This window comes from Arthrobacter nitrophenolicus, assembly GCF_000332815.1.
Classification (GTDB): Bacteria; Actinomycetota; Actinomycetes; order Actinomycetales; family Micrococcaceae; genus Arthrobacter; species Arthrobacter nitrophenolicus.
In genome coordinates this window covers 40,400-57,858 of the sequence record NZ_AOFD01000026.1, presented here as the reverse complement: position 1 = coordinate 57,858, position 17,459 = coordinate 40,400, and the positions used below count along the sequence as shown (strand labels likewise).

Annotated in this window: 15 protein-coding genes and 1 pseudogene; all 16 read right to left on the bottom strand. The window is 66.9% G+C overall.

Annotated features, from left to right (window positions below):
• On the bottom strand, nucleotides 1–1,397 hold a 1,397-nt coding region (locus tag G205_RS11160; protein WP_009358047.1), incomplete at its 3' end, for an NAD(P)/FAD-dependent oxidoreductase.
• Nucleotides 1,398–1,456: 59 nt separating this feature from the next.
• Entirely contained in the window at nucleotides 1,457–2,833 is a 1,377-nt protein-coding gene (locus tag G205_RS11155; RefSeq protein WP_009358046.1) for a S8 family serine peptidase, read from the bottom strand.
• A 6-nt stretch (nucleotides 2,834–2,839) separates the two neighbouring features.
• Nucleotides 2,840–3,787: a Ppx/GppA phosphatase family protein gene (locus tag G205_RS11150; RefSeq protein ID WP_009358045.1), complete on the bottom strand. Its 948-nt coding sequence runs from the start codon at nucleotides 3,785–3,787 to the stop codon at nucleotides 2,840–2,842.
• Nucleotides 3,784–4,455, bottom strand: coding sequence for a DUF501 domain-containing protein (locus G205_RS11145; RefSeq protein WP_009358044.1), 672 nt, complete (start codon nucleotides 4,453–4,455; stop codon nucleotides 3,784–3,786). Before G205_RS11145 ends, G205_RS11150 begins: the two co-directional genes overlap by 4 nt.
• Nucleotides 4,456–4,483: 28 nt before the next feature.
• Entirely contained in the window at nucleotides 4,484–5,140 is a 657-nt protein-coding gene (locus G205_RS11140; RefSeq protein WP_009358043.1) for an FtsB family cell division protein, read from the bottom strand.
• 154 nt (nucleotides 5,141–5,294) lie between these two features.
• Nucleotides 5,295–6,575: a phosphopyruvate hydratase gene (gene eno / locus G205_RS11135; RefSeq protein ID WP_009358042.1), complete on the bottom strand. Its 1,281-nt coding sequence runs from the start codon at nucleotides 6,573–6,575 to the stop codon at nucleotides 5,295–5,297.
• 91 nt (nucleotides 6,576–6,666) lie between these two features.
• Nucleotides 6,667–7,278 carry a MazG nucleotide pyrophosphohydrolase domain-containing protein gene (locus G205_RS11130; protein ID WP_085939501.1) on the bottom strand — a complete coding sequence of 204 codons (612 nt, stop codon included), beginning with the start codon at nucleotides 7,276–7,278 and terminating at the stop codon, nucleotides 6,667–6,669.
• Nucleotides 7,279–7,351: 73 nt separating this feature from the next.
• Nucleotides 7,352–8,482: an adenosine deaminase gene (locus tag G205_RS11125; protein WP_009358040.1), complete on the bottom strand. Its 1,131-nt coding sequence runs from the start codon at nucleotides 8,480–8,482 to the stop codon at nucleotides 7,352–7,354.
• A gap of 39 nt (nucleotides 8,483–8,521) precedes the next feature.
• The gene (locus tag G205_RS11120; protein ID WP_009358039.1) at nucleotides 8,522–9,244 is read right to left on the bottom strand and encodes a DedA family protein; all 723 of its coding nucleotides are present in this window, start codon (nucleotides 9,242–9,244) and stop codon (nucleotides 8,522–8,524) included.
• 124 nt (nucleotides 9,245–9,368) lie between these two features.
• A complete protein-coding gene (locus G205_RS11115) occupies nucleotides 9,369–9,998 on the bottom strand; it encodes a DedA family protein (RefSeq protein WP_009358038.1) in 630 nt (209 codons plus the stop codon).
• Nucleotides 9,999–10,004: 6 nt separating this feature from the next.
• Complete coding sequence (locus G205_RS11110; protein WP_009358037.1) at nucleotides 10,005–11,321, bottom strand: thymidine phosphorylase; 1,317 nt, start codon at nucleotides 11,319–11,321, stop codon at nucleotides 10,005–10,007.
• A complete protein-coding gene (locus G205_RS11105; RefSeq protein ID WP_035752781.1) occupies nucleotides 11,314–11,733 on the bottom strand; it encodes a cytidine deaminase in 420 nt (139 codons plus the stop codon). Before G205_RS11105 ends, G205_RS11110 begins: the two co-directional genes overlap by 8 nt.
• Nucleotides 11,730–13,048 (bottom strand): annotated as a pseudogene (locus G205_RS11100) (ABC transporter permease). The gene G205_RS11105 and the pseudogene G205_RS11100 overlap by 4 nt, the downstream one beginning before the upstream one ends.
• A complete protein-coding gene (locus tag G205_RS11095) occupies nucleotides 13,045–14,436 on the bottom strand; it encodes an ABC transporter permease (RefSeq protein ID WP_009358035.1) in 1,392 nt (463 codons plus the stop codon). The pseudogene G205_RS11100 and the gene G205_RS11095 overlap by 4 nt, the downstream one beginning before the upstream one ends.
• Nucleotides 14,429–16,015, bottom strand: coding sequence for an ABC transporter ATP-binding protein (locus G205_RS11090; RefSeq protein ID WP_035752778.1), 1,587 nt, complete (start codon nucleotides 16,013–16,015; stop codon nucleotides 14,429–14,431). The genes G205_RS11095 and G205_RS11090 overlap by 8 nt, the downstream gene beginning before the upstream one ends.
• 176 nt (nucleotides 16,016–16,191) lie before the next feature.
• On the bottom strand, nucleotides 16,192–17,298 hold the full coding sequence (locus G205_RS11085) for a BMP family lipoprotein (protein WP_009358033.1): 1,107 nt from the start codon (nucleotides 17,296–17,298) through the stop codon (nucleotides 16,192–16,194).
• Between the last annotated feature and the right edge of the window lie 161 nt (nucleotides 17,299–17,459).

The window sequence follows — 17,459 nt, the reverse complement described above, 5'->3', positions numbered from 1 at the left end:
GCAGGGGCGGCCGCAGCAGCCGGCTTGGGGGCCGGGGAGGCGGCCGCAACGAAAGCGCCGCGCGGGTTGTCCAGGTCCATGAGCTGGGTGGTGTCGCGGCCTGCGAAGAAGCTGATGATCCAGTTGAAGATCACCCGGAACTTGCGTTCGAACGTGGGCATGGCCATGCCGTGGTAGCCGCGGTGGGCCAGCCAGGCGAGCCCGCCCTTGAGGCCGATGCTGCCGATCAGGTTAATGTTGGCAACGCCCTTCCATTCGCCGAAGCCTGCCACAGCACCCAGGTTCTTGTGCTTGTAGTCCTTCAGCTGCTTCTCCCAGCGGGAAGCCCACAGGTTCTTGGCAAGGCGCTTGGCCTGGCGGAGCGCGTGCTGGGCGTTGGGGACGCAGGTGCCATCCGGCAGGCCCTTGCCCGTGAGGTCAGGCACGGCGGCGATGTCGCCGGCAGCCCAGGCGTTGTCCACAATGCCTTCGTCGCCGGCGACGCGCAGGTCCGGAAGGACGCGGACGCGGCCGCGGGGTTCCAGCGGGAAGTCGGTGGAGCGGACCATCGGGTTGGCCTGGACGCCGGCCGTCCACACGAGGGTGTCGGCTTCAAACTCCTGGGCAGGGGACTTGTCCGGGAGGTTGATGAGCTTGAGGGTGCCCTCCGCGCTGTCCAGCGAGGTGTTCAGCAGGACCTCGATGCCGCGGCTGCGCAGGTGCTCAACGACCCATTCGGCCTGCTTGGCCGTAACCTCGGGCATGATGCGTCCCATGGCTTCCACCAGGACAAAGCGGACTTCTTCCTGCTTGATCCTCGGGTTGTTGCGGACCGCGGCGCGGGCCAGGTCCTCCATCTCGGTGATGCACTCGATGCCGGCGAAACCGCCGCCGACCACCACGAAGGTGAGGGCCTTGGCGCGGGCGGCGGGATCGGTCATGGTGGAGGCAACCTCGATGCGCTCCAGGACCTTGTTCCGCAGCGCAACGGCTTCCTCGATGGTCTTCAGGCCGATGCCCTTGTCCGCGAGGCCCTTGATGGGGAAGGTTCGGGTGATGGCACCTGCGGCCAGGACAACGTCGAAGTAGGGGATCTCGAAGTTTTCGCCGCCGTCGGACGGAGCGATGACCGCGGTGCGGTTGGCGTGGTCGATCGAGGTGACGCGGCCCTGGATCAGTTCGGTCTGCTTGAGGTGCTGGCGGTGGGACACCACCGCGTGGCGGGCCTCGATGTTGCCGCCGGCCACCTCGGGGAGGAACGGCTGATAAGTCATGTAGGGCAGTGGATCCACGAGGGTGACGATGCCACCGGCATTCGCGATCTTCTTCTGCAGTTTGAGTGCTACGTACAGGCCGACGTACCCGCCGCCGACGACGAGTACCCTGGGACGGTCCTGGAGCTCTGGGGTGGTTGCCATAGTTTAAGGATAGCGCAGTTTGTGAAAATCTTCACTAACTGCTCGAAGGGCCCGTTACGCTAGGGTTTCCGCACCGAATGCACCTTTTCCAGGGCACCTGTTTCCAGCTCCTCCCCCTTCAGCGCGGGGTCCCGCGCCGCCCGGCGCAGCTGGATGACCGCCGCGGCGATGATGGCCACGAACAGCAGTGCGAATCCGATGACAACAGCACCTCCGATGGCAGTATCACGCTGTGACGGCGGCTCAGCGGCGGGGACGGTTGCTTCCGGAAGCGCCGGGGCAGCCACCGGCGCCTCCGCCGTGGGGACCGGGGTGGGGGTGGCCAGGTTGCCGCGCCGGTGCACCCGGATCCACTCGGCAATGGTTCCCAGGGGATTGCTTTTCGCTTCGGGAACGTCATCCTTCAGGGCCGCTTCCGCGTTGAGGATGCCGTACCCGTACAGGGGATCCTTGCCCGGCGCCCCCGCATCCCTGGCGGTGGAGACGATCCGGTTAATGACCTGCTCGGCGCTCATGGAAGGCCACTTGGAGCGGATCAGTGCCGCCACGCCGGCCACGATGGGCGTGGATCCGGAAGTCCCCGCCCACTCGGCGTATCCGCCGCCCGGCAGGCCGCCCAGCAGGTTCTGGGCCGGTGCTGCCACGCCGATGCTGATGCCTTGCGAGGACGCGTCAACACTTGCCGTTCCAGAGCGGTCCAGGCCGGCGACAGTGAGGACGCCGGGAATGGTGGCCGGGGCTCCCACCTGGGTGTTGCCGCCGATCCGGTTCCCTGCAGCCGCGACGATCACAACGTCCTTCTGCTCGGCGTACAGGAAGGCGGCGTCCCAGCTTTGCGGCCACTGCGGGGTGGTGCTGCCGAGCGAGATATTGATGACTTTTGCCCCGTTGTCCACTGCCCAGCGGACCGCTTCGGGGATCTGGTCCTGGTCGCTCTTGCCGGAGGGGTTCGGTGAGCCGAGCCATGTGGACACGGACAGGATCTGGGCCTCGGGGGCCACGCCGATGATGCCGTCCGGTGCCGGTCCGGCGGGGCCGGGCGTGGGGGAAGCAGTCTTGTCGGCGGGCTGGTGCCCGCGGCCGGCAAGCATGGTGGCCACCAGGGTGCCGTGTTCAGGCTTGGACCCGACGCTCTTCTGGCCGTCCGGCTGGCCGGATCCGGACGCGTCGTAGCCGCCGGCCACCGCTCCCTTAAGATCCGGGTGCTGGGCGTCCACGCCACTGTCGATGACGGCCACCTTGACGCCGGCGCCCTTGGATACTTCCCAGGCCTTGGTGATGCCGGAGTCTGCCAGCCAGTACTGCTTGTCCCGCCACTCGTCCGCGCGCGCCGCCGGAGCCGTGATGAGGCCGGTAACCAGGCAGCAGGCGGCGAGGACCAGGGCAAGCGCGGCGGCCGCTGTCCTGTGCAGTGCCGGGTGGGTTAGGGATCGCATCCGGGTTCAGCCGATGCTCAGGGCAATGCCGTCGAGGATGTCGTGCTCGCTGGCCGTCGCCGTAGTGATCCTGCCGCCGGTGAGTTCCCTCAGGCGCTCGAGGATCCTGCGCCACACCAGTCCCCCGGCGCCGATCACGTCCACGCGGCCCGGGTGCATGTAGGGCAGCCCGGCGCGCTCGGACCGGTCCATCTCCAGGAGGTCCGTGGCGGCGGCGCGGACCGTGTCCAGCGGCAGTTCAGCGCCGTGGATGTCGTCCGGCCGGTATTCGGGCAGCCGGAGGGCATGGGCTGTGATGGTGGTGATGGAACCGGCAACACCGACGACGGCGGTCGCCTGCTCCAGCGGAACGTCCCGTTGGGCAAGGGCCATGGCTGCGTCCACGTCCGCTTCCGCGGCCGAGATCTGTTCCGCGGTGGGCGGATCGTTCCGCAGGTGCCGTTCGGTCAGCCGGACGCAGCCGACGTCCACGGACTTCGCTGCGGTGACGCCCTGTGCGGTGCCGAGGACGAACTCCGTGCTGCCGCCGCCCAGGTCCACCACCAGTACCTGGTGGCCGTCCAGGATGGGCAGGACACTGCTGGCACCGGCAAAGGACAACGCAGCTTCCTCGTCGCCGGAGATGACTTCAGGTTCCACGCCGAGGAGGTTGCGGATCCCGTCCACGAAGACCTCCCGGTTCCGGGCATCCCGGCTGGCTGAGGTTGCAACAAACCGGACGGCCTCAGCGCCATGTTCCCGGATCAGCTCTGCGTAATCGGCCGTGGCAGCGAATGTGCGCTCCAGTGCGGCGGGGGCGAGCTCGCCGGTGGCGTCAACGCCTTCGCCCAGCCGCACCACGCGCATCTCGCGCACTACGTCGGTAAGGCTGGTGGTGCCGTTGCTGCGCTCGATATCGGCAATGAGCAGGCGGATGGAATTGGTGCCGCAGTCGATGGCGGCTACCCGGGTCACTGGGCGGCCTCGGCAGGATTGGCCGACTTTCGCACCGGGGCGGGGCGGCCCACGATGTCCGGCAGGCCCTGCGGTCCATGCCGGCTGAGGTCCCGGGAAGGAGCTTCGCCGGTGGTGTCCCAGGCACCCTCGCAATAGCACCTGTCCGTCGTCCACCATTCGCGGATCTGTCGCAGTGCCTCGTCCCCCAGCGGATTCACGCCCGGTCCGGCAGCAAGCGAGTGCCCCACCAGGACATGCAGGCACTTGACGCGCGTGGGCATGCCCCCGGCGGAGACCCTGTCAATTTCCGGAACAGCACCGATGCCGGACCGCCGGCCGATTGCATCCCGGGCGGCCAGGTAGGCTTCGTGCGCAGACCGGTAGGCGGCGGACAGTTCTGCGTCGCCGGCCAGCTGCTCGTTCATGGTGTTCATGACCCCTGCCGCCTCAAGCCGGGATACCGCGGAGGTGATCACGGGGTGGGTCAGGTAGAAGGTGGTGGGGAACGGCGTGCCGTTGCTCAGCCGCGGAGCCGTTGCCGCCACCAGCGGGTTGCCGCACACGCAGCGGGCGGGGATTTCCACCACATCGCGGACCGGACGTCCCAGCTGCCGGCTCAATACTTCGAGATCGTGTGCTGATGGTTGGCGGGAGTCGTCCCGGGCGGCTGCCGTGTTGTGTTCCACTGTCGCGGGCCGTCCTTCCTTTTGCGGTTCAGTCTGTGGCCGCGCGCTCGATGGACTCCCACAGGGAATCCACCCACGGCAGATCGGCGGGGTCTTGTGCTGCTGCACCGGTCTGGCTGCTGGTGTCTCCCGCGGGCAAATCGCTGCCGAAGACCCAGTAGCCGGTTTCGCCCGGCATAACCATGTTAATGCGGTCGCGGGCCTGTTGTTTCACGTAGTTGGGGTCCTGCCAGCGGGAGACCTGCTGGCGGAGCCGGTCGCCTTCGGCCTCTCGCGCGGCGATATCGGCATTCAGCGCGTCGATTTCGGCCTTCTTGTCGAAGAAGATCTTCACCGTGGGCGCCAGCATGATGGTAATGGCCACCATCACCACGGCCAGTGCCAGCATCCGCCCGGAAAATGCCTTCGCCGGAACAGGCTGCTGGTCCTCCTCGGCGGGATGGTCAGAGGCACCGCTGGTTGCGCTGCTGCCCTTTCCGGGCCTGGCCCGCCCTGTTGATGCGCCCGGTGCCGGCGCCTTGCCGGCTGGAGCCTTCCGGGGCTTGCTGTCGGCGCCGGGCCGTCCTGCCGGGCCCAGGTTGTCCTTGGCCGAGCCGAAATCCGCCTGGATGACGTCTGCGCCGTCGGCTTCCCTTTCCGGACGGGCGGGGCTGACCTTGGGGACTTTGGGACGGCGGGTAGCCATGACACTCCTGAACGCGGCCTGCCTGCGGCCGCCACTGTCTGTGCTGAACAACAAAACGGCGCTGGTCAACAACCGGGCTGACGGATGCTGCCGAAACAACAACGGTGGCTATGGTCTTTCAACCATAGCCACCGTTTAATGCTTTACGCGGCTACTAGCCCTTGAAACGCGGGAACGCGCTGCGGCCTGCGTAGCGTGCGGCGTCGTCGAGTTCCTCTTCGATGCGCAGCAGCTGGTTGTACTTGGCAACGCGCTCGGAACGGGCCGGTGCGCCGGTCTTGATCTGGCCGGCGTTGGTTGCCACCGAGATGTCGGCGATGGTGGTGTCCTCGGTCTCGCCGGAGCGGTGGGAGGTGATGGTGGTGTAGCCGGCGCGCTGCGCCAGGCTGACGGCGTCCAGCGTCTCGGTGAGGGAGCCGATCTGGTTGACCTTCACCAGCAGCGAGTTGGCGGTGCGGGTGTCGATGCCGCGCTGCAGGATGGAGGGGTTGGTGACGAAGAGGTCGTCACCCACCAGCTGGACCTTGTCGCCGATGGCGTCGGTGAGGGTCTTCCAGCCGTCCCAGTCGTTCTCGTCCAGCGGGTCCTCGATGGACACCAGCGGGTAGTCGGCCACGAGTTCGGCGTAGTAGGCGCTCATCTCGGCCGAGCTGAGGGACTTGCCCTCGAACTGGTAGGCGCCGTCCTTGAAGAATTCGGAGGATGCCACGTCCAGGGCCAGGGCGATGTCCTTGCCCGGGGTGTAGCCGGCGTTCTTGATGGCTTCCTGGATCAGGTCCAGCGCGGCCCGGTTGGAGGGCAGGTTCGGGGCGAAGCCGCCCTCGTCGCCGAGGCCGGTGGACAGGCCCTTTTCCTTCAGGACGGACTTGAGGTTGTGGTACACCTCAACGCCCCAGCGCAGGCCCTCGGAGAAGGTTTCGGCGCCGATCGGGGCGATCATGAATTCCTGGATGTCGACGTCGGAGTCCGCGTGGGAGCCGCCGTTCAGGATGTTCATCAGCGGCACGGGCAGGACGTGCGCGTTGGGGCCGCCCAGGTACTTGTAGAGCGGCAGGTCGGCGGAGGCGGCGGCTGCGTTGGCCACGGCCAGGGAAACACCCAGGATGGCGTTGGCGCCCAGCTTGCCCTTGTTCGGGGTGCCGTCCAGGTCCAGCATGGCCTGGTCGATGGAGCGCTGGTCGGTGGCGTCGAAGCCGGTCAGGGCCGGTGCGATCTGGTCGATGATCGCGTCGACAGCCTTCTGGACGCCCTTGCCGAGGTAGCGGCCCTTGTCGCCGTCACGCAGTTCGACGGCCTCGTGCTCGCCGGTGGAAGCGCCGGACGGTACTGCTGCGCGGCCGATCTGGCCGTCGGAGAGCAGGACCTCGACTTCTACGGTCGGGTTGCCACGGGAATCGAGGATCTCGCGGGCGTGGATGGCATCGATAAGCGCCATGAATTTGCTCCTTATGGGCGATTAACGGGGGGATCTTGCAGAAAGACTCGACGTACTCGTCAGGAACCAGCGTAGTCGAGAGTGGTCCGGGTTACGGAAAACTGTCCGGGCCCCGGACGTCATGATGGGGTTGGGACGCGGATTTCTCCTGCTGGTAGCGCCGCACAGCCCCGCGCAAGGCACGTTCGGCGTCGAATCCGGCGTCATGCGCGGAGCGTACGACGGCGAGGAGCAGCTCCCCGAGTTCCTCCTCCGTTGCGGGGGCGGTGGCCCCTGCGGGCAGGGGCGCCCCGGCGCGGGCTGCGCGGTCCACCGACTTCTGTGCCCGGGCAAGCGCGGGCAGATTCTGCGGGATCCCTTCGAAGTGGCTGGTGCGGGCGGGCCGTTCCTCCCGCTTCACCGCGTCCCATTTCTGCACGATCTCGTCCACCGTGGCCGGGAAGGTGTCCTGCAGCGAGCCGTCGGGCCTAAAGACATGCGGATTCCGCCGGACCATCTTGGCAGCCAGGCCGCGGGCGACGTCGTCGAACCTGAAGGCCCCGCGCTCCTCGGCGAGACGGGCGTGCAGCACCACCTGGAGCAGCACGTCGCCCAGCTCGCCCTGGAGCTCGGCATCGGGATGGCCCGCCTCGATGGTTTCGGCCACTTCGTAGGCTTCCTCGAGGAGGTATTCCACGAGCGACGCGTGTGTGAGCGCGCCCATCCAGGGGCAGTGCTCGCGGAGCGCAGCAATCACGGACAACAGCTCCCCCACGGGGGTGCTGTTGTCCTGCTGCTCAGCCAAGGTTGGCGTAGGCGTCGTTGATGTACTCCACCAGCGCCTCCTTCTCCTCCAGGGGCAGGAAGGAAGCCTCGGCGGCGTTCAGGGTGAGCTCGAGCAGGTCGTCGAGGTCGTAGTCGAACGTCTCCACCAGCAGCTCGAACTCGTCCGTCAGGGTGACGCCGCTCATCAGCCTGTTGTCGGTGTTGATGGTGACGTTGAAGCCCAGCTGGTACAGCATGTCCAGGGGGTGGCTTTCGATGCTTTCGCCGAACGGCTCGATCGCACCGGTCTGCAGGTTGGAGGAAGGGCAGATTTCCAGGGCGATGCCGCGGTCGCGGATCCAGCTCGACAGGTCGCCCAGGGTGACCAGGCCGATCGTGTCCTCGGCGTCGTCGTCGAATTCCACCATGATGTCCTCGGCGATCCGCACGCCGTGGCCCAGGCGGAGCGCGCGGCCGTCCACGAGCGCCGACTGGATGCTTTCCAGTCCGGCAGCTTCACCAGCGTGGACCGTGGCGGGGAAGTTCTGCTGGGCCAGGTAGGTGAAGGCGTCCCTGAAGCGGGACGGCAGGAAGCCGTCTTCCGCGCCGGCGATGTCGAAGCCCACGGCGCCGCGGTTGCGGTGGCGGACGGCGAGCTCGGCGATCTCCTGGCCGCGGTCGGCATGGCGCATGGCCGTAATCAGCTGGCCCACCTGGATTTCACGGCCGCTCTCCCCCACCGACTCAACACCGGCCTCGAGGCCTTCCTGGACTGCTTCCACGGCTTCATCCAGGGTGAGGCCCTTCTGGAGGTGCTGTTCGGGCGCCCACCGCACTTCGCCGTAGACGACGCCGTCGTCCGCCAGGTCCTCGACGAATTCCTTGGCCACCCGGTACAGGCCCTCGGAGGTCTGCATGACCGCCACGGTGTGGTCGAACGTTTCCAGGTAGCGGACCAGGGAGCCGGAGTCGGCCGACTCCCGGAACCACTGGCCCAGTGCCACGGGATCGGTGGACGGCAGGGTGTGCCCCACGGCCTCGGCCAGTTCGATGATGGTTGCCGGGCGGAGGCCTCCGTCCAGATGGTCGTGAAGCGAAACCTTGGGCAGGTTCTTCAGGTCAAAATCCATGGCAGGGGCAGCGTCAACAATAGGCTCAGTCACGTTCCCACCTTAGGGTGGGCAGGGGCGCAAAGCCAGCGGCTAGGGTGCTGCCGGGCCGCCGTCGGCTGACGGCGCAAGGACGCTGGACCCGGGCTGGCCGTTGCGGGCGCCGGAGGGCCCGCCGTCGAGCCATTCATCCACCTCTTCAGCGTCGTTCCGGGCCAGGTGCTTGTGCCACCAGCGGAGCAGGTGGTCGATCAGGATGCCGAGGATGATGGCGAAGACGACGGCGATGACGGCGCTGAGCAGCGGGTTGTGGTGCAGCCAGGGGAAGGAACTGGCCAGCAGCCCGATTCCGATGGAGTAGCCCACCCAGGTGATGCAGGCGAAGGCATCGAGGAGGAAGAACCTGCGGTGGCCGAAGCCGGTGCTGCCCGCCACGTAGTTGACGGCGACACGTCCCCAGGGGATGTAGCGGGCCGTGAAGATCAGGACCGCACCGCGCTTGTCCAGCTCGTAGCGCGCCCAGCTGAAGGCCTTCCTGACCTTGGGCCGGCGCATCCATTTCCACCGGTCCAGCCCGATCCGGCGTCCCAGCATGAACGCCATGTTGTCCCCGGCGATGGCCCCGACCAGCGCGGTGGTGCCAAGGATCCAGAGGTTGGGTTCGCCGCTGTGCCGGGCGAAGGCTGCCAGGGCCACGATGAGGGTTTCGCTCGGGACCACCATGGCGAAGCCGTCCACGAAGAAAAACACGAGCAGGACGGGGTAGATCCACCACTGGCCCGCTGCATGGAGCACGGCCTCATTAATAAACTCCACGCGGTCTTGCTCCTAGACAATGATGACGCAGCTATAGCGACGCTGCCGTAGCGGAAATCGTTCCTAAGTGTCCCATGGCGGGACGGGATTCGCTATGACTTGACTTTGTTGCACAACGGTTCACCTACGCTTCGGGTTCCCGCATCCGTTCGACCACCGGTGTCTGCCGCCGGAGGCGGTTGATCACCACGTCCACCACAATGCCGAGCGCCACGGCGCAGACGATGGCGATGACGGCTCCCAGCAGGTGGTTCTCCTCGAACCACTGGCCGAAGAACAGCCCTATTCCCACCGAGTACACCGCCCAGAGCACGGCCGAGAGGGTTGTGAGGGCGATGAAGCGGAGGTGGTGGTACTGGGTGGCGCCTGCCGTCAGGTTCACCGCGACGCGGCCGATGGGCACGAACCGTGCAACGAGGATGAGTGAGGCCGGGCGTTTCCGCAGTTCCCCGCCGGCCCAGCGGAAGGCGCTTTGCATGCGTGGACGCCGCATCCAGGACCAGCGGGTGGTGCCTACGCGGCGTCCGATGAGGTAGGCGATGTTGTCCCCCGAGAAGGCACCCAGCGCCGCTACGAGCATCAGGAGCCAGGGGTTGGGGACGTCCGCCGTGGCGGCCACGGCGGACAGCCCCACCACTACGGACTCGCTGGGAATGGGCGGGAAGAAGCCGTCAATGACGCAGCATGCCAGCACCAGGAAAAGCACCCAGGGCTGCCCGGCTGCGGCGAGGATGAAGTCATTGATGGCTTGCATGATCCCCTATGCTATGCGGTCCAGGATCAGCCGCTGCGCCGGCCTTGATCCTTCCGGGGCGATCACAACAGCGTGTTCCAGGGCCTCCTTGGCCCGCGCGAATTTCTCCGGGGTGTCGGTGAGCAGGGTCATCAGCGGTTCCCCGGCCCGGACCACCGCGCCGGGCTTCGCGTGCATCCTGACGCCGGCGCCGGCCTGCACCGCGTCCTCCTTGCGGGCGCGTCCTGCTCCCAGGCGCCAGGCGGCAATGCCCACGGCCAGGGCGTCCAGCTGTACGAGGACCCCGTCAGCCGGGGCGTACACCGTTTCGGACTCCCGCGCCGCCGGCAGCTTCGCCCGGGGATCCCCGCCCTGCGCCTGGATCATCCGGTTCCACACGTCCATGGCGCGGCCGTCCTTGAGCGCGGCCGCCGGGTCGGCGCCGTGCACCCCTGCGGCGGCGAGCATCTCCTCCGCGAGCCGGACCGTCAGCTCCACCACGTCCTCCGGGCCGCCCCCTGCCAGGACCTCCACGGATTCCTCCACCTCGATGGCGTTTCCGGCCGTGAGGCCCAGCGGGGTGTCCATGTTGGTGAGCAGGGCAACCGTGTTGACCCCTGCGTCCTTGCCCAGCGCCACCATGGTTTCGGCCAGCTCGCGGGCCGAGGCTTCGTCCTTCATGAACGCGCCGCTGCCCACCTTCACGTCCAGGACCAGGGAGCCGGTGCCCTCGGCGATCTTCTTGCTCATGATGGACGAGGCGATCAGGGGGATGGCTTCCACGGTGCCGGTGACGTCGCGCAGCGCGTACAGCTTCTTGTCCGCCGGTGCCAGGCCGGCACCGGCGGCGCAGATGACCGCCCCGACGTCCTGCAGCTGTGCCATCATTTCCTCGTTGCTGAGGGAAGCACGCCAGCCAGGGATGGACTCCAGCTTGTCCAGCGTCCCGCCGGTGTGGCCGAGGCCGCGGCCGGACAGCTGGGGCACTGCCACCCCGAACACCGCAACCAGCGGGGCCAGGGGCAGGGTGATCTTGTCCCCCACGCCGCCGGTGGAGTGCTTGTCCGAGGTGTATTTCAGGCCGCCGTCGGGCCGCCGAAGGCCGGAGAAGTCCATGGTCTCGCCGGAGGCGATCATGGCCGCCGTCCAGCGGGCAATCTCCGTCCGGTTCATGCCGTTCAGCAGGATGGCCATGTTCAGCGCGGCCATCTGCTCGTCGGCGATGGCGCCCCGGGTGTAGGCATCGATGGTCCAGTCAATCTGTTCCGGACTCAGGGTGCCCTTGTCCCGCTTGGTGCGGATGATGTCGACGGCGTCGAATGCTTCGGCTTTGCTGTCAGTCACCGGTTTCCTCCAGGTGTTCGGGACCGAAGGCGTCGGGCAGTACCTGGTCCATGGTCTTGATGCCCCGGGTGGTCATGAGCTCCATGTCCGGGGCGCGGAACTCGTAGAGCAGCTGCCGGCAGCGGCCGCAGGGCATCAGGATGTTGCCGCTGCCGTCCACGCAGTAGAACGCGCGCAGCAGTCCGCCGCCGGTCATCTGCAGGTTGCCTACCAGGACGCACTCGGCGCAGAGGGTCAGCCCGAAGCTGGCGTTCTCCACGTTGCAGCCGCTGACGATCCGCCCGTCACCGGCGAGGGCCGCTGCCCCCACCGGAAACCCGGAATAGGGGGCGTAGGCGTTGCGCATGGCGGCGACGGCGGCGGCTTCCAGCGCCTGCCAGTCCACTGTGGTTGCCTGGTCCACGCCGGTCATCCCTTGACGTAGGGTATGCCGCTGGCTGCCGGTCCCCTGGACTTGCCCACCAGGCCGGCGACGGCGAGGACGGTAACCAGGTACGGCAGCATGGCCATGAACTGGCTGGGGACCGGGGTTCCGATGATGGTGACGATGCTCTGCAGGTTGTCCGCGAACCCGAACAGGAGCGCCGCGAAGAACGCCCCGATCGGGTTCCACCGGCCGAAGATCAGGCGGCGAGGGCGATGAAGCCGCGGCCGCCGGAGATCTCCTTGGTGAAGCTGTCGATGGCCACCAGAGTGAAGAACGAACCGCCGATCCCCGCGACGGCGCCGCCCAGGGTGACGTTCCAGAAGCGGGTGGCGTTCACGTTGATGCCGAGGGTGTCCGCGGCCTGCGGGTGTTCCCCCACAGCCCGGACCCGCAGGCCCCACCGGGTCTTGAACAGGCCCACCCAGACCACCAGCACGGCAATGTACATCAGGTAGCCCACCAGGGACTGCCGGAACAGGATGGGGCCGATCACCGGAATGCTGGAGAGGACCGGAATCTCGATGGCCTCCAGCCCGGGCGGCGAATTGAACCGTTCGCTGTCCTCCTGCATGACAGTGCTGAACAGGAAGCCGGTGACGCCGGAGACGAGCACGTTGAGGACGACGCCGACGATGATCTGGTTGACCAGGTACTTGATGCTGAACAGTGCCAGCACCATGGACACCAACGCACCTGCGACCGCGGCGGCCAGGAGCCCGATGAACGGATTCTGCGTCATGCTGGCCACAATGGCCGCCGTGAATGCTCCGCCGAGCAGCTGGCCCTCGATGGCGATGTTGACCACGCCCACCCGTTCACAGAGGACGCCCGAAAGCGAGCCGAACACGAGCGGAACGGCCAGGGTGACCGAGCCGGCGATCAGCCCGGCCAGCGAAATGCTGGGGGTGCGGGCACCGCCCACAACCCAGATGAGGAATGCTGCAACGAACAGGACGATGAAGGTCACCGGCAGCCAGCCCGGCGCGGGCCTGTCTTTGGTCTTGAGGTAGACCGCGTAGCCGGCCAGCCCCAGCATCAGCACGGAAAGCACCATGCCGCCGGCGAACGCGTTCACCGCGAGGGCAGGAAGCTGGAAGAAGTCCTCGCCCGTGGAGATGCCGAAGCTTGCCGTCTGGTTGGGGGCCAGGAATCCGAAGAAGACCAGGGCCACCAGCCCGAAGGCTGCCAGCAGGACGGGCGTCTTCCAGCCCACCGGCTTGGCGGAAAGGGCGGCGGCACCGGCGTCGGTTCCGGCAGGCTGCGGTGTTCCCGGGCGGGGGGACGAAACTGTTGTGCTCATGCTGCACCTCCGGTAGTGGCTGCCTGCCGGGACTTTGCCGGACGGGCAGGCTTCTTCCGCCGCGGGTTCAGTCCGAAGACCGCGCGGACCAGCGGCGGCGCCGCAATGAACAGGACAATCAGGGACTGCACCACCAGGACGATGTCGATGGGGGTGCCGGTCTGGATCTGCATCTGGACTGCCCCGGCGCGGAAGGCGCCGAACAGCAGGCCGGCCGCAAAGGTGCCCCACGGCGTCGAACGTCCCAGCAGCGCGACGGTGATGGCGTCGAAGCCGTACGTGGCGGCAACGCCGTCGGTGAGCACCTTCTCGGTTCCCGCCACCTGCGCGACGCCGGACATTCCGGCCAGTGCGCCGGCCATGGCCATCACCAGGATGGTGGAGCGGGAAACGTTGATGCCCGCGGTCTGGGCCGCCTTGGGGTTGGCGCCCACGGCCCGGAATTCAAAGCCGATGGTGGACCGGTTCAGCAGCCACCACACCAGGAAGGTGGCGCCGATGGCCAGGATGAAGCCCAGGTGGAGCCGGTATTGGGTGCCGAAGATCTGCGGATAGACGGCAGTGGGATCCAGGATGGGGGAAATGGGGTTGGACTCCCCCGGGCGCTGGAACGCCGGCGTGTTCAGCAGGTACCGCAGGAAATACAGTGCGATGTAGTTGAACATGATGGTCAGGATGACCTCGTGGGCGCCGGTTCGTGCCTTGAGCACGCCCACCAGTCCGCCCCACAGGGCGCCGCCCACGATGCCTGCCACCAGGACCAGGAGCAGGTGCAGGCCGAACGGCAGGTGCAGCGCGAAGCCCACCCACGCGGCGAGGATGCCGGCCACAATGATCTGGCCCTGGGCGCCGATGTTGAAGAGGCCTGCGCGGAACGCCAGGGCCACGCCCAGTCCGGCCGTGATGAGCGGCGTGGCGATGGTGAGCGTTTCCATGAAGGGCGCGAACTGGGCGGCCACGCTGTTCCCGCGGGGATTGAAGACCGAGCCCTGGAAGAGGGCCACGTAGGAGCGGGTGGCTGCGTCCCAGAGCGCGGAGAGGAAGTCAGTGGGCCGGGCGAAGAAGTAGGTGGAGGTGGTGGCAACCCGCGCGTCAGTGCTGGCGATCAGGAGGCCGCCGATGATGAGGGCCAGCAGCACCGCCAGGAGCGAGACCATACCGCTGCCGGTGAAGATCCTGCGGAGCACTGTGTCCGGGCCGCCCGGAAGTTGTCCGCTTTGGGCGGTGGCGGGTACGGCGGAGGGCTCCATGGCACCGCCGGCGGTGTCAACGGAGACGACGGCGGCGGTGTCCTCTTCCGCCTGGCTGGCCTTGTGGTGGGGCTTGCCGGAAGGCGTGCTGCCATGCCCGTCCCCGGCCGCGTGCTTGGCAGGTTGGTTGTCAGACATGGTCGTCTCCCTCAACGTCTGGAGTGGAAGCGGTGGTTGTGGCGGCGGCGGGCCCGGCCTGCGGTGCATGCGCGTGCTCCTCCGGCGGGATCCCGGCCATCATCAGGCCCAGGGTTTCGCGGCTGGTGCCGGCGGGGACGACGCCCACCAGCTTGCCCTTGTAGAGGACGGCGATCCGGTCCGCCAACTCCATCACCTCGTCCAGTTCGGTGGAGATGATCATGACGGGAGTGCCCTGGTCGCGCTCGGCGACAATACGGCGGTGCAGGAATTCGATGGAGCCCACATCCACGCCGCGGGTGGGCTGGGAGGCGATGAACAGCCGCAGGGGACGCGAAAGCTCCCGCGCCATCACCACCTTCTGCTGGTTGCCGCCGGACAGGGTCCCGGCGGCCGCGGCCGCCGAGGGGGTGCGGACGTCGAACTCGCCGATCCGTGCCTTGGCGTTTTCGAGGATCCTGGCCGGGCTCATGCTGATGCCCCTGGCGAACGGCGGCTTGTCGTACAGGTCCAGGACCAGGTTTTCAGCCACGGAGAAGGTGCCCACCAGGCCGTCCACTTTGCGGTCTTCGGGTACGAAGCCGACGCCCGCTTTGAGGACCTCCTTGACCGGGCGGCCCAGGAGTTCCTTGCCGTCGAGGGTGACCGATCCGGAGACCCGGTCCTGCAGTCCCAGGATGGCTTCGGTCAGCTCGGTCTGGCCGTTGCCCTGCACCCCGGCGATGGCCAGGATTTCGCCCCGGGCGATGTCGAAGCTGAGTCCGTCCACCACGTGCTGGCCGTTCGGTGCGATCACGGTCAGGTCGCGCACCACGAACGTCTTCTCCTGGGGCTTCGCCGGCGCCTTGTCCAGGTTAAGGCTCACGGCCCGCCCCACCATCATGGAGGCGAGTTCCGAGGTGGCGGCGGACGGATCGGCCGAACCCACCACCTTGCCGCGCCGGATCACGGTGATGGTGTCCGACACGGCTTTGACCTCCCGCAGCTTGTGGGAGATGAAGACAATCGAGGTGCCGCCGGATTTCAGCTGGCGCATGATGTCCAGGAGTTCGTCCGTCTCCTGCGGCGTCAGGACGGCCGTGGGTTCGTCCAGGATCAGGACCTTTGCATTCCTGACCAGTGCTTTGATGATCTCCACGCGCTGCTGGACGCCCACCGGAAGGTCCTCCACCAGGGCGTCGGGGTCGACGTCGAACCCGTACTGGTCCGAGATCTCCTTGATCCGGCGGCGTGTTTCGTCGAGGTTCAGGAAGCCCGCGGCCTTGGTGGGCTCGGCGCCCAGCGCGACGTTCTCGGCCACCGTGAAAACAGGGACCAGCATGAAATGCTGGTGCACCATGCCGATCCCGGCGGCCATGGCGTCGCCCGGTCCGCGGAAGGATACGGGTTTGTCGTCGATGAGGATTTCCCCGTCGGTGGGCTCATACAGCCCGTACAGCACATTCATCAGGGTTGATTTGCCTGCCCCGTTTTCGCCAAGCAGGCAGTGGATTTGTCCGGGCTCAACCACCACGTCTATGTGGTCGTTGGCCAGCAGCGTGCCAAATCTCTTAGTGATCCCTCTGAGTTCAAGTTTCAAAACTCTGACCAATCTCGAAGCGTCCGGTGGTCCACCGGACGGGATATGAGGCTGCAGCACCAGCCTAGTGGGTGCAGCCGGAGGATGAGCGGGCGGCGGGCCCGAAATGCGGCCAGCAAAAAGCGCCACCGCCCGGCCTGTCGGTAACGGGCCGGGCGGTGGCGCTCAGGCAGGAATCAGGCCTTGGGGCTGGCCGCGGATTCCACCTTCAGCTTTCCGTCAATGATGTCCTTCTCGATCTGCTCCAGCTCGGCCTTCAGGTCCGCCGGAACCTGGGAATCGAGATCGTGGAAGGGTGCCAGCTGGACGCCTTCGTTGGCGAGGGTGCCGACGTAAGGCTCGTTGCTGAACTTGCCTTCCGTGTCATCCTTCACCACGGCCTCCACGGCTTCACCCATGGTCTTCATGACCGAGGACAGCATGATGTCCTTGTAGTCAGGGGCGGTGAGGTAGCCGTCGGAGTCGACCCAGATCAGCTTGACGTCCTTGCCGGCAGCCTTGGCTTCCTTGAGGGCGGACCCGGCACCCTTGCCCACCGGGCCGGCAACGGGCATCACGATGTCTGCGCCCTGGTCCAGGAAGTTCTGGGTGAGCTGCTTGCCGACATCCTGCTTTTCGAAGTCACCGGTGAAGCTGCCGTCCTGGGCTTCCTTGTTCCAGCCAAGGAGCTTGACGTCCTTGCCCTTCTGTTCGTTGTAGTACTTGATACCGTCGGCGTAGCCGTCCATGAAGATGGTCACGGTGGGAAGCTTGATGCCGCCGAACGTTGCCACGGTTCCGGTCTTGGTGGTACCGGCGGCAAGGTAGCCTGCCAGGAACGCGGCCTGCGCGGTGTCATAGATGATCGGCTTGACGTTGCTGATCGGCGGGTTGTAGCTGTAGTCGACGATGGCGAAGTGGCTGTCCGGGTTGGCCTCGGCCTGCTTCTTGGTGGCGTCGCCGAGCAGGAAGCCGATGGTCAGCGTGAGGTCACAGCCCGCGGTCACCATGGCCCGAAGGTTCGGCTCGAAGTCGTTGTTGGTCTTGGACTCCACCTGGTTGACCTTGATTCCCAGGTCCGCCTCGGCCTTCTTCAGCCCCTCGTAGGAGGACTGGTTGAAGGACTGGTCGTCGAACCCGCCCGAGTCGGAGACGATGCAGCCCGTGTAGTCGCTGGCGCCGGCCGTCGGGCCGCTGCCGGCTTCGGGAGGCGCACCGCAGCCGGCCAGCACGAGCGCTGTGGCGCCCACCGTGGCAAGGCCGGCAACGGAACCGCGCTTGAGGTGTGCACGCAGTGATGACATCAAGATTCCTCCAGGATGAAGAGAGTGGCGCTACGGCTCGAATTCAATGAGTGTCCGTTTCTGCACTGAAATTCTGTTTTCACTGAGGGCTCGCAGCACTGCGCCGGAGCGCACTGATGGCACCCACTTTAGTGGCCTGCGCCACGTCCAATAGCACGGCG

Bases quoted from the DNA above. Each gene is read 5' to 3' on its own strand.
- G205_RS11155 (WP_009358046.1), bottom strand. From the start codon at position 2,833: ATGCGATCCCTAACCCACCCGGCACTGCACAGGACAGCGGCCGCCGCG.
- G205_RS11140 (WP_009358043.1), bottom strand. From the start codon at position 5,140: ATGGCTACCCGCCGTCCCAAAGTCCCCAAGGTCAGCCCCGCCCGTCCG.
- eno (WP_009358042.1), bottom strand. From the start codon at position 6,575: ATGGCGCTTATCGATGCCATCCACGCCCGCGAGATCCTCGATTCCCGT.
- G205_RS11130 (WP_085939501.1), bottom strand. From the start codon at position 7,278: ATGGGCGCGCTCACACACGCGTCGCTCGTGGAATACCTCCTCGAGGAA.
- G205_RS11115 (WP_009358038.1), bottom strand. From the start codon at position 9,998: ATGCAAGCCATCAATGACTTCATCCTCGCCGCAGCCGGGCAGCCCTGG.
- G205_RS11105 (WP_035752781.1), bottom strand. From the start codon at position 11,733: ATGACCGGCGTGGACCAGGCAACCACAGTGGACTGGCAGGCGCTGGAA.
- G205_RS11095 (WP_009358035.1), bottom strand. From the start codon at position 14,436: ATGTCTGACAACCAACCTGCCAAGCACGCGGCCGGGGACGGGCATGGC.
- G205_RS11085 (WP_009358033.1), bottom strand. From the start codon at position 17,298: ATGTCATCACTGCGTGCACACCTCAAGCGCGGTTCCGTTGCCGGCCTT.